This is a genomic window from Photobacterium sp. DA100 (genome assembly GCF_029223585.1).
Taxonomy (GTDB): domain Bacteria; phylum Pseudomonadota; class Gammaproteobacteria; order Enterobacterales; family Vibrionaceae; genus Photobacterium.
Genome location: NZ_CP119424.1, coordinates 2,073,297 through 2,089,289, shown reverse-complemented (window position 1 = coordinate 2,089,289; position 15,993 = coordinate 2,073,297). Strand labels below are relative to the sequence as shown.

The 15,993-nt window shown below is 53.0% G+C and carries 14 protein-coding genes; 6 read left to right on the top strand and 8 right to left on the bottom strand.

Annotated elements, in window-relative coordinates; translation table 11 throughout:
* Positions 1 to 18 precede the first annotated feature (18 nt).
* Positions 19 to 981, top strand: coding sequence for a helix-turn-helix transcriptional regulator (locus PTW35_RS27005; RefSeq protein WP_281028269.1), 963 nt, complete (start codon positions 19 to 21; stop codon positions 979 to 981).
* 67 nt (positions 982 to 1,048) lie between these two features.
* Here the strand turns inward: PTW35_RS27005 and PTW35_RS27000 are convergent, their stop codons facing one another.
* The gene (locus PTW35_RS27000; RefSeq protein ID WP_281028268.1) at positions 1,049 to 1,711 is read right to left on the bottom strand and encodes a CatB-related O-acetyltransferase; all 663 of its coding nucleotides are present in this window, start codon (positions 1,709 to 1,711) and stop codon (positions 1,049 to 1,051) included.
* A 74-nt stretch (positions 1,712 to 1,785) separates the two neighbouring features.
* On the opposite strand from PTW35_RS27000, the gene PTW35_RS26995 reads away from it, so the two are divergent.
* Both PTW35_RS26995 and yieH read left to right on the top strand, forming a co-directional pair.
* Positions 1,786 to 2,250: a hypothetical protein gene (locus tag PTW35_RS26995; protein ID WP_281028267.1), complete on the top strand. Its 465-nt coding sequence runs from the start codon at positions 1,786 to 1,788 to the stop codon at positions 2,248 to 2,250.
* A gap of 152 nt (positions 2,251 to 2,402) precedes the next feature.
* On the top strand, positions 2,403 to 3,071 hold the full coding sequence (yieH, locus tag PTW35_RS26990) for a 6-phosphogluconate phosphatase (protein ID WP_281028266.1): 669 nt from the start codon (positions 2,403 to 2,405) through the stop codon (positions 3,069 to 3,071).
* A gap of 36 nt (positions 3,072 to 3,107) precedes the next feature.
* Here the strand turns inward: yieH and PTW35_RS26985 are convergent, their stop codons facing one another.
* Positions 3,108 to 4,403 carry a tetratricopeptide repeat protein gene (locus tag PTW35_RS26985; protein WP_281028265.1) on the bottom strand — a complete coding sequence of 432 codons (1,296 nt, stop codon included), beginning with the start codon at positions 4,401 to 4,403 and terminating at the stop codon, positions 3,108 to 3,110.
* A gap of 20 nt (positions 4,404 to 4,423) precedes the next feature.
* Complete coding sequence (locus tag PTW35_RS26980) at positions 4,424 to 4,567, bottom strand: hypothetical protein (RefSeq protein ID WP_281028264.1); 144 nt, start codon at positions 4,565 to 4,567, stop codon at positions 4,424 to 4,426.
* Between the two features lie 152 nt (positions 4,568 to 4,719).
* On the opposite strand from PTW35_RS26980, the gene PTW35_RS26975 reads away from it, so the two are divergent.
* Together PTW35_RS26975 and PTW35_RS26970 are read left to right on the top strand one after the other, a co-directional pair.
* Positions 4,720 to 5,103, top strand: a complete 384-nt coding sequence (locus tag PTW35_RS26975; RefSeq protein ID WP_281028263.1) for a DUF3302 domain-containing protein — start codon at positions 4,720 to 4,722, stop codon at positions 5,101 to 5,103.
* Positions 5,103 to 6,233: an HlyD family secretion protein gene (locus tag PTW35_RS26970; protein WP_281028262.1), complete on the top strand. Its 1,131-nt coding sequence runs from the start codon at positions 5,103 to 5,105 to the stop codon at positions 6,231 to 6,233. The genes PTW35_RS26975 and PTW35_RS26970 overlap by 1 nt, the downstream gene beginning before the upstream one ends.
* Before the next feature lie 54 nt (positions 6,234 to 6,287).
* On the opposite strand, the gene PTW35_RS26965 is transcribed toward PTW35_RS26970, so the two are convergent.
* Positions 6,288 to 8,102 (bottom strand): S8 family serine peptidase, encoded by a 1,815-nt coding sequence (locus PTW35_RS26965; RefSeq protein WP_281028261.1) that lies wholly within the window; start codon positions 8,100 to 8,102, stop codon positions 6,288 to 6,290.
* A 346-nt stretch (positions 8,103 to 8,448) separates the two neighbouring features.
* On the opposite strand from PTW35_RS26965, the gene PTW35_RS26960 reads away from it, so the two are divergent.
* Complete coding sequence (locus PTW35_RS26960; protein WP_281028260.1) at positions 8,449 to 9,819, top strand: L-serine ammonia-lyase; 1,371 nt, start codon at positions 8,449 to 8,451, stop codon at positions 9,817 to 9,819.
* A 56-nt stretch (positions 9,820 to 9,875) separates the two neighbouring features.
* Here PTW35_RS26960 and PTW35_RS26955 read toward each other — a convergent pair whose 3' ends face one another.
* From PTW35_RS26955 to PTW35_RS26940, 4 genes are all read right to left on the bottom strand, one after another.
* Entirely contained in the window at positions 9,876 to 10,985 is a 1,110-nt protein-coding gene (locus tag PTW35_RS26955) for a porin (RefSeq protein ID WP_281028259.1), read from the bottom strand.
* Between the two features lie 316 nt (positions 10,986 to 11,301).
* On the bottom strand, positions 11,302 to 13,215 hold the full coding sequence (locus tag PTW35_RS26950; protein WP_281029160.1) for a glycoside hydrolase family 19 protein: 1,914 nt from the start codon (positions 13,213 to 13,215) through the stop codon (positions 11,302 to 11,304).
* Positions 13,216 to 13,649: 434 nt separating this feature from the next.
* The gene (gene putP / locus PTW35_RS26945; RefSeq protein WP_281028258.1) at positions 13,650 to 15,146 is read right to left on the bottom strand and encodes a sodium/proline symporter PutP; all 1,497 of its coding nucleotides are present in this window, start codon (positions 15,144 to 15,146) and stop codon (positions 13,650 to 13,652) included.
* Positions 15,147 to 15,280: 134 nt separating this feature from the next.
* On the bottom strand, positions 15,281 to 15,973 hold the full coding sequence (locus PTW35_RS26940; protein WP_281028257.1) for an aldehyde dehydrogenase family protein: 693 nt from the start codon (positions 15,971 to 15,973) through the stop codon (positions 15,281 to 15,283).
* Between the last annotated feature and the right edge of the window lie 20 nt (positions 15,974 to 15,993).

Sequence of the window (15,993 nt, the reverse complement as noted above, 5' to 3'; positions counted from 1 at the left end):
CATAAAGGATGGCGGGAAATGCTTCACCAAGCGGCGGAGCAATTTGGCCTCGATCCGAGCCTGTATTTTCCTGATACGGCAGAGAGCGAGCGCATTCGAATACAGCCGGCAGATCTCCGAGCCTTCAGTAGCCAGTTCAACCAACTGTGCCAGGACAGTGGCGAACCGCTTTTCCCAGCCTTTGCCGCCAAGCATGCCTCGCCGCTCACCTTCAGCTGCTACTCGCTGGCGCTATGGACAGCCAACGATCTCAAGACCTTGATTCAGGACGCCTGCCAGTACTGTATCTTGATAGGCTCCCCCATCCGGCTCAAACACCACAAAACACCCCAGGGAAACAGCGAGCTGTGGGTGATCAACCGTGATCCCTTCAATGACAAATCAAAAGTTTCCGATCGGGGGTTTATGATGTACGTCGCCACCTTAATCGAGATGATCCAGCAAGCCACCGGAGGCATCAATAACCTGGTTTTGAAAATCACCCGCTGGCCCTTCACTCCCCAGCTGCAAGGCAAATTCGAACAGTTAATGGGCTGCCAGATTGAGACTGGCTCGCCACTGCTGAAGATTTGCTTTCCCCCAAATGCCGATACGATCAGGCTAAAAGGACGGGATCCCGATATCTATTCCGTTGCCATTCCTCGCTTGCGCCAAGCGGTCAGCCAACTGGAGAGCCACGATATCATCCTGCTGATCTACAAATTGCTAGACAACGAAAGCAACCTGAAAATTATCTCGCGGGAAAAAATCGCCTCACAGATGCTGATGAGCGTCAGAACCCTTAACCGCCGCCTCGCCGACTTAGGCTCGAGCTACCGGCAAGTGCTGGAGCAGTACAAGCTGGAAAAGGCCTTGCTGCTGCTAAACCAGCCCAATATCAACCTGACTGATATCGCCTTCCGGCTTGGGTTTGCCGATCTCAGCAGCTTTTCGCGCGCGTTCAAAAGCTGGACCGGCCATAGCCCAACCCACTTTCTGTAAGCCCTGCAGGCACAAAAAAACCGGCCAGCAAGCTGACCGGTTTTTCTCGATATCCAACACACACAGACTACTGTTCAAAATGCTGGTATCGCTCGAACAGGGCGTCGATATCCGTACTGCACATCAAGTCCATGTTCTCCTGCAACCGCTTTAGCGGCCAGTCCCACCATTTCATCTCCAGCAGTTTGGCAATATGCGCATCGCTAAAGCGCTTTTTGATCTCCTGACCGGGGTTACCTACGATCACCGCATAAGGTGCCACATCTTTGGTCACCACAGCCCGCGCGCCAATCACCGCCCCGTCACCAATCGTCACGCCTGGCATAATAACGCACTCACTGCCGATCCAGACATCATTGCCGATCACCGTATCACCGGCACGCTCGAAACCCGATTTGACCTTGTCACCGAACTTACCAACATCGAAAGGAAACGATGATATCCAATCATGGCGGTGCCCTTGGTTCCCCGCCAGCATAAAAGTCGCCCCCGAAGCAATCGAGCAATACTTGCCGATAATCAGCTGGTCGACCTCGCCGAAAATCCCAGACTCCCAAACCGCCCGGCTCGAGTGATCGCCAAGCAAATACCGGACACAATGATCCTCAAAATGCTTGTCGTGATAATAGCCCGAATAATACGTATGCTCCCCGACCGAAATATTCGGGTTCCTCACATGTTCCCTGACCTCATAGCCGCCAAGCCATGATGGAAATATGGATGAAGTCATAGCCACCCCTTATAATCGCCACTACTGCCTCAGCAGGCATTTACCTCAAAGACTATCAACACAGGCTTGTGCCCATGGAAACAAACCCGCTTTATTCTGCCTACCTTGGTGAACTGTATGGCATTGCCTTTTTCACTGCTTTTGCCAACAAGTATAGTGACGATAGCCACATCCATAAATGGCAACTTCTGATAAATGTCGAGCAAATCACTGCGACCAAACTAAAAACAGAATTAACGTCTATCGGTATTCCCTGCCCAGACCATGACGCCAAGATGGAGCAAAAGGGCCAGCAAGACGCCGAGCAGTGGCTGCATCGAGACTGGGAAAGCTTGGTCGACACCTTGGTCAACTGGGTCGAACCCTATGCCCTTCGCTACCGCCAGCAAGCCAAAGCGGCGGCCGAGCACCAAAGCTTGTACCATTTAGTGGCCCAGCATGAAGATGCTATTTGGGCGTTTTTGCAGGCCGAGCAACAGCAAGCCGGCTCAGGCACCGCTATTCTCGAGGCTTTCATCAACCAGCACCAGCCGAGCTAATGCTGGCGGCCGGTTCAATGCGCGCTGATTCAAATTATTTTCGCTATTTCACAAACAGTTGGCGATGTAGCTAGCAAAATACCGATCTTCGTATTGTCGGAATCGTAGGGCTGGATTAACAATCAAGGCAGCGAGATAGACAGGATAAAACTATGAGACAGGATCAGCCCTATCACACCCGCTGTGTCATCTTTGACTGCGACGGCACCTTGGTAGACAGCGAGCGGCTGTGTAACCAGGCATTGGTGAACATCTTTTCCCGGCTCGGCGGACAGCTCAGCCTCGATGAATGTATCGAGCATTTCCAAGGCGGCAAGATTGTCGATATCCTGGCCGAAACCCGGCGCCGTACCGGGGTAACGGCGCCTATCGATATCCTTGAGCCGATGTACCGGGAAGAATGCCGCAAACTCTTCAACGAACACCTGACGCCGATTGCCGGGGTGCCCGATCTGCTCCAGAAACTGACCCAGCAGGGGATCGACATGTGTATTGCCTCCAACGGCCCTGTCCATAAAATGGAGCACACCCTCGGCCTGACCAACATGCTGCATTTCTTCGAAGGGAAATTATTCAGCGGCTTTGAAGCCAGTAGCTGGAAGCCAGACCCGGACTTACTGCACTTTGCCGCGATGAATATGGGTTACCGGCTGCAGGACTGCGTCTTCGTCGATGACACCGCGCGGGGCGTCCAGGCGGGCCTCAATGCCGGGATCCCCACCTTCCACTATGCCGCCCCCCATGCGCCAGAAATCAATGATCCGCGGGTGATCACCCTGACCGAGATGCCCCAGCTGCTTGACTATATCCAAGCCCTGTAACAAAAAAGGCCTCATCCAGGGCCTTTTTTGTCATCGTCACTGCTTTTTCTCGGGCTTATCCTGCCGGATATCGCCTGACAGCAGGCTATCCCAAGACATCTGCCACGATTGCTGCTGATAGCCCGACATGGCCGATTGGCCAGGGGCGCTATCAACAGCATCGGCAGACAATATGTCAGTTTTCAGCTCATCAGACGATTCAGAGCGCGCCTCGCCATCAAGCCCCTGCACCCGATTTTTCGCTTGCTGCGCATTATCAATTGGCTGTAGCGTCGACATCTCACTGGCCAGCTCTCCCAACGCTATCGAATCAAGCATCTCTTCCGTCGGCCGATAACCGCTTCTATCGTAAAGTTTGTCAAGCAAGTGCATCACCGAGTGGGCTTCTACCCCCGCCCCCTGCTTGAGCATTTTGTAGATCCTGTTTGCCACATTCTGCACCCCAAGGATGGTATCGATATCAAATTGCTGTACCACGCCATCCCGGGCTTTCCTCGCCTGCTTAAAGCCATTAGCGTATGCCAAGGAATACCAGATATAAGCGATGGCAGCATCGGACATCGTGTCCCGGTTATGCATTTTGGCCACCAGCAGCTGCGCTTCTCCCTCTCCTCGCTCTGCCGCCCGCTCCAGCCAGTACATGGCGCGCGCACTGTCCTTGCTCACGCCGATCCCGGCCTGATAACAAAATGCGGTTTTCATAAAACCGTTGATATCACCCAGCCTCGCGGCCCTAAAACGCCACAAGAAGGCCTCCACCGGCTGATGCGGTTGCGAAAACTCAGAAAGATACCAATCACCGAGGAACAGCATAGCGGCCAGCCATTCTTTGTCCGCCGCCTCCCGCACCTGTTCCAATCCGGCTTCGACGTCGATATCAGTTCCCAGGCCACGGATCAATAGCAAGCCAAGCTCGAACAGCTCTTTCGCCTCGCCACGCTTGGCTTTGACCACCTGCTCCCAGTATCGCGACTTTGCCTCGCCGTCAGGATCGTCGATGTCGGCCCGGCACAAGCGTGCCAGGGCATTCTGGGCAATAATATTGTCGAGTTTGGCGGCTTTTTCGTACCAGTAGATAGCTTCGCGAGTATTGGTTAATTCATACTCCTTCGCCAAAGACAGCTGACTTGGCACATGCCCCGTCTGCGCCTTGAATATTTTGTCCTCGCGCTCGGCCACTTTGGCTTTTTCCAACACTTGCTGGTACCGGGCCTCTTTTTTCCGCTTTTCTTCCAAAGACTGCTGTTGCTTCGCCTTGGAGGCAAACAAACGGTACAGGATCCACGCCAGTAGGCCCGCTGACAGGCCAGTAGCAATCAATAGGTAAGGCATATCCCCTCTACGGTCAGTGTTTATTCCTGGTTACCGAACACCATGACAATATTCGGTGAGATAGCCACCGCTTTCCCCTGAGCGGCTATCCTTTTCTCGTCGACTACATATATCGACCAACAGGCCAATAACTGGAGCACAAATTCCTGACGAGTATACGCCATCCCCCCTTTTGTTCACATTGCCGATATCGAAATAAAACCAAGTAAAACAAGCATAAAAGTAAATCAATGCTAAATTTGATAATGACTGGAATGTGCCTTACCCGGAAGCCGGCACAACGTCACCGCCGATCTGATAAGGACAAGGAGCAAGGATGTTTCTCGACTATTTTGCCCTGGGCGTATTGTGCTTTGTCGCGGTTTTCCTGTTCTACGGGATCATCGCTATCCACGATATTCCCTATGAAATTTCAAAAAAACGCAACCACCCCCACCAAGATGCCATCCATTATGCCGGCTGGGTCAGCTTGTTTACCCTGCATGCGCTTTGGCCGTTCCTGTGGATTTGGGCCACGCTATGGCGCGAAGACCGGGGTTGGGGGTTCACCCAACTCCAGAACGAGCAAAACGAGCTGCATCACGAGATCCTCAAGCTCTCAGAGCGGGTCGAACACCTGACCGAAAAAGTCGCAGAGATGGAGATCAAACAGTCCAACAACGAGACACCGCCAGACCGCACACAGGGGGATGAGCACTAATGGATCTATTACTTATTCTGACCTACGCCGCCCTGTGTATTGCGGTGTTCAAGATCTTCAATATCCCGCTCAACAAGTGGACGGTACCGACGGCAGTACTTGGCGGCATTATTCTCATCGGAGCCTTGATTCTACTGATGAACTACAACCACCCGCACAGCAACATGGGCGGGCAGTTTTTCGTCACCACCCCGATAGTCCCCGGCGTAAGGGGCAAAGTGGTCGAGGTACCGGTTGTCGCCAATACACCTATCAAAAAGGGCGATATCCTGTTCCGTGTCGATCCCACGCCGTATGAAGCCGAGGTCCAGTTACAATTAGCGGCGTTGGCCGAAGCGAAACAAAATGTCATGGGCCTAGAGGCGGCTTACCATGCGGCCAAAGCCAGCACGGAACGGGCAATCGCCGAACGGGATAGGACCCTGAGCCAATACCAGCGCTACGAGAAAGGCTACAAGCGCGGTGCCTTTACCAAATCGGAAGTGGATAACCGCCGCCAGTTCTACCGCAGCGCGGAGGCGTCACTGTCTGCGGCGAGGGCAGAAGAGCAACGTGCCAAGTTGGCCTACGAGTCACAGATCATGGGTGAAAACACCGCTATCGCCAAGGTCCGCGCCCAGCTTATCCAGGCCCAATTCAACCTTGAGGAAACCGTAGTTCATGCCCCTACCGCCGGCTATGTCACCCAAGTAACATTGCGGCCCGGCATGATGGCCGTCCCGCTGCCACTCAAACCGGTGATGACGTTTGTCCACCAGGAAGAGCAGTACTTTATCGGCGCGTTCAGGCAGAACTCCTTACTAAGACTGCGCCCCGGCTTCAAGGCCGACTTTATTTTCCGGGCCTTGCCCGGCAAAACCTTCCAGGGCGAGGTGGTCGAAGTGTTGCCGGCTATCGGCGAAAGCCAGATCCAGGCCGCGGGAGTGCTTTACGGCAGCGATTTGCTGCTGCGCCAGGGACGCCCCCTGGTCAAACTGAAAATCAACGATGACCTCAGTGAGTATCAATTGCCACAAGGGGCCAATGTCGAAATAGCGGTCTATTCCGATAGCTTCGAACATGTCTCGGTAATGCGCAAAGTCCTGATCAGAATGAAAAGCTGGCAGAACTACCTGTTCCTTGATCATTGATCCGTAATTAGGCGCTGAACAGCGAAAAAAGGCGGCCATTAGGCCGCCTCACTATTAAGGGTATCCGTATCCCTGCTCGTCCATATATTGCATCGCTCTTGCAGGATTGACGCGTCCGTGCCCCCATACCTCATCGACCCCGGGCTCACCCAGATCGTCAGCGGTGGCGAATATGATTGCCGCAACCTCACTTGCCGTTAGCTCGGGGGCGCGTTGCAGTATCATGGCAGCCAGCGCGCTCACATAGGGGGCCGAAAAGCTGGTGCCGTCGCGGCCATCAATCTTATAGGGGGCGACAACTCCGCGGTCTTTCAGGATCCCCAGCGGCTTTTGTGGGCGGTCCGGATCACCCAGATAGCCCGCCACGACAATCCAGCTCTCCTCTTGCTGCGCATCGATGGCTGCCACGACCGTCATATCACAGGCTTTGTAATAGTGCTCCCACTCGGACTGGGGGACACCAGCAAAGTGCGCTTCCAGCGCGGAGGCACTCAATCCCACCTGGCGACCCAGTTCAGCCGCTTCAGCAGTGCAGACCGTCGAGGCATTACCAGCCGAGGTAATTTTGAGCGGCTGCTGCGGGTAATAGTCATTGAGCGATTTAACCGCTTTCTTGCCGGCATCATAGGTCGTACTACTGGAGCTCATATTGATGACATCGGCCTTAAAAGCCTCTTCGGACAGATCTATCGGCGCACTGTCGCGCCTGTCATCATTGATGTTGGATGTCCGGAACTCGACACTCTCATCCACATCCAACTCAGCATTGTAGTGACCTTGGGCAATGGCCATGACAAAGCCACCGTGCGAGCCTTCCTCGTACCATGGCGCGTCGCCAAACGCATCCCTGATCACCACCATCACCGCATCATCCTGTGGCACGGGCGCGGCTGTCGCACCGGCCGCTAGCAGTTCAACTTCACTGACCCCAATCGGTTTCACATTAGAGGGGAAATACAAACGGTAGTATGGGTAGCTGCCCTGCTGCTCAAATGCTATCTCGTAGCTTTGCTTTTCCTTTCCCAGCTCCTGGTTCTGGCGTTCATCCAGCGTCAACCATGTACTGCCGTCAATACTGGCCTGCAGCAACCAGTGCTCTGGGGCCATGTATTGCGAGGGGGCCTCAAGGGTATAACTGACAATTCGCTGAGGACGAGTAAATGACTGAGCCAACCATTCATTATCCTGGCTAACGGGGCGCCAATAGGTATTTTCCGAAAAGTTATAACCGCCGCTAATATTATCGAATGCCAAGGTGTGAAGGTTCGGTAAATATTCAAAGGCCGTATCTGTCATAACCCAGGCATTGGAACTGGCAGAGGCAAACTGCGGCATCGTAACATCTTCAGGCACACCACCACTGCTTTCTCCGCGATGGCCATATAGTTCAAGCATATTTATATTGGCTGAATAATTATCCCCAATGGTATATAGGCGATAATACTGATAAGCCCCTACCTTTTCTTCCGGTATTGTAAAGTAGGTTAGTTGCGAGCTGATGGTTTGCTCACGCTGGGTATCGAGGGTTTGCCAAGCAATCCCATCGTGACTAGCCTGAATTTTAAAATGTTCAATATTGCCTTTGACTGAATACCCCGTTACCGCCATGGCTTCGGGAAACAGCTGCCCAAGCCAAGAGTCCTTGCGAAGAGCGGGGTGCCATGAAGTATAAGGGTTTCCGTCAAACGCTCTGATCATCCCCAGCGGATCTTCCTGGTAGCCGTTATCGCCATAGGTCAAGCTGGTATTAGCAAAGGCAAAGTCAGGCGAGGCAATATTTTCCGGTTCAGCCCCTGTCACTGACATTGAATATAAAGAACAAATTATTGACGCTGCAATATAGGAGCAAAAGGTTTTCTTTATTTCCATGATATATTCCTAGTTATGTTATTATCATTCCCACCAAGCGTTTTGTCGCTTGATTTAAATTAATAACTTTTAGAATTAGCCATCAAAATAAATTAATAATTTTGGGATCACCTTTCAGAAAATAACTTCTATATCAAACAAGAAACCTCAAACCATTCACCGAGAAAATACAAATTCAACAATTGATGAAAATAGAATAAGAGACAAATTTTTGTCTCTTATTCTTTTCTCTCTCAATGTTCTAGCCAATTTCCTACTATTGTTTCGGTTTTTTCCTGCTTTTCCCGTGTCGGCTTGTTTCTTTCTGCCAAACTTATTAATAGATGTGATTTTTTAAGGAAAGACCATGCTATCTATTTTTGATATCTACAAAGTGGGTGTAGGCCCGTCCAGCTCCCACACCAACGGGCCGATGCTGGCCGGTTTTGATTTCTGCCAGAAAGTGGATGGCATGCTGGACGATGTGGCCCGGGTACAAGTGGATCTGTACGGCTCTTTGTCGCTAACAGGCAAAGGCCACCACACCGACCGAGCATCAATCCTGGGGTTGATGCACAACAAGCCCGATGCGATTGATATCCAGGCCGCCAACCAAGCGATGGCCGATGGGATTGCCAACAGAACCTTGCTACTGGCGGGTAAAAAGCTCATCGCTTTCAATGTCGATACCGACATGCTGTTTCACAGTGATAATCTGCCGTTGCATGAAAACGGCATGACCATTACCGCCTTCGACCACGCAGGCAAGCAGCTATTTATCGAGACCTACTACTCGATAGGCGGTGGTTTCATTGCTACTGCCGACGAGCTACAAAACGGCAAAGCCACCAGCGAAGTCAAGGTACCTTTCGCATTCAACTCGGCGGAAGATATCCTCAGAATCACCGAGCGAGAGGGGATAAGTATTGGCGCCATGTTCCTGCGCAATGAGCTAGCCTTCCGCAGCCAGGAAGAGCTGGATGCCAAGGCAAACCAGATCTGGCAGGTGATGGCGAACTGCATGGCCCGCGGTTTTGAGACCGAAGGTATACTGGAAGGTGGCCTGCATGTGGTACGCCGCGCCCCGGCACTGCTGAAGAAGCTCGAGTCCAACCAAGAGATCGAGAACGATCCTATGGTGGTCCTGGATTGGGTAAACGTGTTTGCCTTTGCCGTCAGCGAAGAAAATGCCGCCGGTGGCCAGGTCGTTACCTCGCCAACCAACGGGGCGGCAGGAGTGATCCCAGCTGTACTGATGTACTACAACAAGTTCATCCACGAGCTTAATGGCAAGCAAATCAAAGACTTCCTTGCGGTATCCGCCGCCATCGGCATGCTGTACAAGATGAATGCGTCTATTTCCGGTGCAGAGGTGGGCTGCCAGGGTGAAATTGGTGTGTCATCCTCAATGGCGGCAGCCGGCCTGACGGCGATCCGCGGCGGCAGCAACGAGCAGATCTGCATGGCGGCTGAAATTGCCATGGAGCACTCGCTGGGCATGACTTGTGACCCCATTGGCGGCTTGGTTCAGATCCCTTGTATCGAGCGCAATGCCATGGGCGCAATGAAAGCGATCAACGCCTCGCGCATGGCCCTCAAGCGCAACAGCAAATCGCGCATCTCGCTCGACAAGGTGATTGATACCATGTACCAAACCGGCAAGGACATGAACAAGAAATACCGCGAAACCTCACTCGGCGGCCTGGCGATGATCCACCTGGCTCCTCCATGCGAATAGCGGCATGAAAAAGGCTGGCAACCATGCCAGCCTTTTATTAGTGCTTGAAAGCAGAATTAGAATACGTACGCGAAGTTGAAACCACCGCCGTTATCGGTACGGCCAGGCTCACCACTGAACTCGTTCAGCTCGTTTCGCTTGGCTTCGAAAGACAGCACGGTTTTCGGCGTGAAGGCGTAAGACAAACCCACTGCATATACCTGGCGGTCACCATCTACGCCATTTTCACCGTCGAAATCAACGTGTGAAGCATAAGCGTACGGACGCAGGCCTGATCCAAACGCGTAGTGCGCATAGACGTCTACTGCGTTGGCATCTGCCCATTCTGCGCGAGGACCGCCCTGTAGGCCCGCTTTGTGGATATTTTCACCCTTGGTGTAAACCGCTGCCACCTTCAGGCCACCAGCAACATACTGACCGCCAACAGTCAATGCTGTTTGCTTGTCGCCGTCTTCCAAGCCGTTAACCTCAGAGGCCTGCGCAACTTCAACCTTGTTTTCCAGGTAAGCCACACCCAAGCTCAGGCCCGAGTCAAAGTCGTAGCTGGTCGATAGCGCGTAGTTGTAATCACGCTTGACCGTATCGCTTTGAACTTGGTTGTTTTCATCTTCAAAGCTGCCGGATTCACCGTTGCTGGTAAAACCGTAGTGCGCCGAAACATTCACGCCGCTGTTGCTGTAGCGGTAAGCCACCAGGTTATCACCGCGGCCCGTTGCCGCGAAACCGCCGTCAGTACCTTCAGAGTAAATCGGTGTCGCATCAGGGTCGATGATGATCAGGTTATCCATGTAACGGGCAACATCATGGTATGCCGACCACTGTTTACCGAATCGCAGGCTACCCAGCTCATCGTTATTGATGGTGACGTAGCCCAAGCGGTTACGGAAGTTGCTGCTGCCAGACGTCGGATTATTCAGAAATTGATCCCACTCGAACTTGGCATCCAGCGTCCAGCCATCTTGCAGCTGGCGCTCAAAGCCCAGGTTGAGGATACTGCGGGTGGCAGAGAAGATATCGTCTTCGCCCCAGACCGGTTGGAAAGCGTCGAGGACAAAAACGCCACCGACATCGAATTTATTTTGCTCATCTTCATAAAGAGTAATGGCGGATGCCTGGCCAGCCAGTAAAAGTGTGGAGATGATGGCAGAGGAAATTTTCAACTTCATGGAACAGGTTCTTCTAGTGATAGTGTTGACAATAGTGCGTGGTGACCAGCACAAACTATCAGAACCCCCGCAACAATGTAATAGCAAACTAGTACACGAGTAAGCGGAATTTTGCGTTAAAAAAACTAAGCCAGATAAAAATAACACCAAAAAGTCAATCGCTTAGCTACAACATACCTACCGAGAATTATTTTTCCCTTTTGCGTTCAAGTGCTCGTTTTATAGTCAAATATACCAGCAAAACTTTGCTCTTCAGATAAAGAAGCGGCACTCAGGCGCTGAGCACCGCATAAATATCAGCTTCTAGTCATATCAGCTATAGCTTGGTCCAGGCATCCTGCCATGCATGCCCCTCTCCTGGCTTGTAGGCCTCAGCGACACCGCACCAGCCACTGTACGGGAATTCCTTACATTCATAGTTCTCGCCCAAGTTCGTCACCCGATCGCCTTCAACATAATTCTTGCCCAGCTCCCAAGCCGGGTATTCACCGGTTGAAGCCGGCTTGATGACGAGGTTGTGTGAGGCAGTTACGGGCTCATTGACGCTATCCGTAACATCCAGCCAGACCGTAACGGTCGTTTCACTCTCAACCACAGGTGCAACAAAACTGGCAGAGCGATTATCTTCAGCCACATCCAGCGAGATACCGTTTGACGCACGCCAGTTAAAGCTGAACTCGGTATCATCCGGGTCCTCGACGGTCGCGGTGATAACAACCGGCTCCGAGGCTTTCACTGATTGCGGCCCGGCGAGCGTGACCGTAGGCGGGAAATTATCCGGCACGACTTTCGCAGTGATCGTCATGGTATCCGATGCTGTTTGGCCATCATCATCCACCACCGTTAGCTCGAAATGGTACAGGGTCTCCGTCTCGACCTTGGGCACAACGACAGAAGCTTTCGCTTGATCGGCAGCGGCAATTTCAAGGGTATTGCCCAAAACCTGCTGCCATTGATAGCTGACAATTTCACCATAAGGATCATGCGAGCCGCTGCCGTCAAGCGTGACCCGGGTATTATCCGAGAACAGGGTTATATCGCCCCCGGCATCAGCAGTAGGCGGCACGCCCTCGAGATCATTGATGATATTGACATCGAATTTATCTTCGACACACTTGCGGTAGTCCCCTTCGACGAAGGCAGAAAATGGACCTTGGTAGGCCACCAGCTGGCACTTGTAGGTTTGGCCTGTCGGTGTATCCGGTGTCCAACCCCAGTCTTCTTCCCAGTGAACGTTGAGTGCGCCGGCACCGCCAGCATCGAAGGCCTGCATATTGGCGCAGCCTAACACTTCACCCTCGGCAATAGGTACGTCGAGGTACTTGGCAAATTCACGATAGTAATCGATGCGGTTTTGCGACTGGATATGCTCACTTGACCCTCCGCACTCAACGCCGCCGTTGATGATCATGGTGGTCACCCCGAACCCGGGCACCAGGCCGGCGTTCAAATCAGCCTGGTTCGGCTGCCAGGTGCCGTCGAGCACATGCAACATACTGGGTTTGGGTGGCTGCGGGTAAAGATAGAAGAACACGGCGCTGGCCAAATTAAGCCAAGAGTCTGCCACCAGCTCAGGTTCGTTGAGCAGCTTTTCGACATTGCCATAGATGGCGTGGGAGAATGGACCATAGTTGTAGTTGTAGCTGAGCTGCTTGGCACCACGGCCGAAGTAGCTCTTGTAGGAGCCATCTTCAAACTGACCGCACGGATAGGCCTCACCCTGCCACAAGCCCGGATCACAAATACCGTATCCGCCGGAAGTGCCTTCGCTCCAGCCCACCTCGCGCAAATAGTAAAGCCCCTGGCGCCACTCTGGATATTCGCTATAGGCATTATGCCCACCCGTCTCCTGGGTAAAGTGGGCAAACATGGTCGCCAGCGATTTACGGCAAATCGCCTCGGCATCTCTGCCATCATCATAATTCCCGCAAAACGCCGGGAACTTGCCGATGCCCTTGAGGAAATTGAGATAGGTATATTGCGCGTGGCGCTCAACAAAGAGGAAGTTCCAATCCTGCTCACTGACAATCGACTCGACCCGTTTGACATTCTCCGGATTATTCGAGTTGCCGACGGTAATCGCCTCGACGCGCCCGTTATCCAGCGTCCGGATCGACTCCATCACCAATGCCAGCCCTTCGGGCTGCTCTGCGATAATGGCTTGTTCATCGGCCAGCACATCACTGAGCAACATCTCATAGGGCTCGGCATTGGCTGCCGCACTTGCCATGCCAATAAGGGCAAGAGTGAGACTGGTCTTTAACACTGCTTTTTTCTGATTTATTTTCATAATGTTATCCATTCCATTCACGCCAAGCTACCTTACGCAACCGCCATACATCACCGTGAGTAAACGGCTGTTCATACCTATTGGCCGAATCCCGACACGCAAGCTGGAAAGGCTTAGGCAAGGCAGCAATAGCATTAATAAGCCCATAAATTGTGAGGGATAAGCAATGAAATGAAACGCGTTAATCTCGTCAAAAACGAAAATGCGGAATAAGCATCACGCTGTTCATGAGCGCAATATCCCTTTGCATTGAGAGCATGAATTTATAGCCAGAAGGCATTGAAAAGATGGATAAAGATGCAGCTGCCAAGGGCATAAAAAAGCGGCATCTGAAAACAGACGCCGCCTTAGAGATAGTCAATCACCCCGGGGGATTACTTGAACTCGACGAGATTCTTCTGGTAAGTGTCGAACTGTGCAGCAACGTCTTGCGAGACACCACCGGTCATCTTGCTCACCACCACAATCGCAATGGTGGCAAAGACAAAGCCTGGGACAATTTCGTACAAGTCGAAAATACCGCCGCTGAGCTGCTTCCAGATCACCACGGTCATCGCACCGACCACAATACCGGCCAATGCGCCATTGCGGTTCATCTGTTTCCAGAACAAGCTAATCAACAATGCCGGGCCAAATGCCGCGCCAAAGCCCGCCCAAGCATAAGACACCAGGCCAAGTACCGTGCTGTCTGGGTTCATCGCCAACATAAGGGCAATGATAGAAAGCACGATCACCGCGATACGGCCTACCTTCACAATCTCTTCCGACGACGCCTGCGGGCGGAACACCTGCTTGTAGAAGTCTTCCGCCAGCGCCGATGACGATACCAGCAACTGGGAGTCAGCCGTACTCATAATGGCAGCCAAGATCGCCGCCAGCAAAATACCGGCAATTACCGGGTGGAACATTGAGTTCACCAGCAGCATGAAAATACGCTCGCCGTCGTCAAGGTTACCGGCCAGCTGGTTATCAACGTACAAAATACCAACCAGACCGACAAGGATCGCACCGGCCATCGACAGCGCCGTCCAGCCAACCGCAATGCGGCGGGCAGTAGCGATATCGGCATTGCTGCGGGTCGCCTTAAATCGCGCCAGAATGTGCGGCTGGCCAAAATAGCCCAGGCCCCAGGCCGCGAGGGAAATAATCGCGATAGCCGATAGCGGCTCGCCCTTCACATCGTTGAACAGGGTCATCAATTCAGGGTTTTTCGCTTCCAGCGCCAGTGCCAGATCTACCGGGCTGCCGTTCATCGACGCAATAGGCACAATCATCAATGCCGCCGCCATCAGCAGGCCCTGCACCAAGTCGGTCCAAGACACCGCCAGGAAACCACCGAACAAGGTGTAAGACACCACGCACACCGTACCGACAATCACCGCAACGGCATAGTCAAGACCGAACACCGTCTCGAACAGCTTTCCACCGGCAACCAAACCCGAGCTGGTATAGAAGAGGAAAAACAGCAAGATAAAGAATGCTGAAATAGTTTGGATCAGCTTGGATTTATCGTTGAAGCGACGGGCCAGAAACTCCGGCATGGTCAGTGCATTATCGGTAGTAATACTGTAGGTACGCAGGCGCTTGGCACAGATCAGCCAGTTGAGCCAGGTCCCCAGCAGCAAGCCGCCAGCCAGCCACAGAGACTCGATACCCGCCGCATAGGCGTAGCCCGGCAGACCGAGCAGCAGCCAGCCACTCATATCCGATGCACCGGCAGAAAGCGCTGCGGGCCAAGGTCCCAATGTACGTCCGCCAAGGAAGTAATCGGCTGAATTTGACGTTCGCTTATACGCAATGTAGCCAATGGCCAGCATACCGATCAGGTAGGCGATAAACGTTGCTGTAATAGCAAAGCTATTCTCTATCATTGTTTGAGTTCCCTCACATAAAGCCCCTGTCCATAGCAGGGGCATTTGGTTTTAGCGCTGATAATCAGCGATGGGTTGCTCGGCCGCCAGCAGGTTGCAAGCTAAATTCCTGCATGCAGCGGCCCACCCTCTGGTTAATGTTCCTCACCGCTCCCCAACTCAAGCAAGGTGGCGTTGCCGCCAACCGCAGTAATGTTGATCGTCCGTGTCCTCTCGGTCACAAAACGCAGTGAGTATGTCGGACTGCCGATAACCGGCAGCTGCTCGGTATCAGTTTCACTGATAAGCTGAGCAAGCAAGCCGTCTCGGGCAGCAAGTTGGCGCCCAAGCGCCTGGGTTGTTGACAGCTTGCCGGCATAGGCCACGCCAGCCACAGCGGGATGGCTGACCAGATCGGCAAGCTGATCGTTATCAATCGCGGTGATCACACCGCCAGCACAGCCGCTCTGCTCGAGCTGCGCAGCGACGTCTTTGGCCTTGACCGGGTAGTCTGCAGGCAGGCAAACAAACACCGTGTTGCCCGTGACCAATGCCGCTGCTAGCTGGCCGAAAAATGCCACCAACGGTGTTTCATTGTCGGCGGTCACCACAAAGCAGCCCCGCCCGGCACAGTACAGCTCGTTGGTTTCGCCCGTCGGGCCCGGCATCAACAATGTCGGGGCGACATGTTCCTCGGCCTGGCGGCATTGATACTCCACCATGGCGCGGCATTCGGCCGCCAGTTGATCGGTCCAGTGGCGCAGAATGCGCGTCCGTGCTTGATAGCCAAGGTTATTCCAGCCTTCCCATGCCGCCGAGCTTGTATTTACCAATGTTTGAATAGTCATGATCACTCCTTAATTTTCTC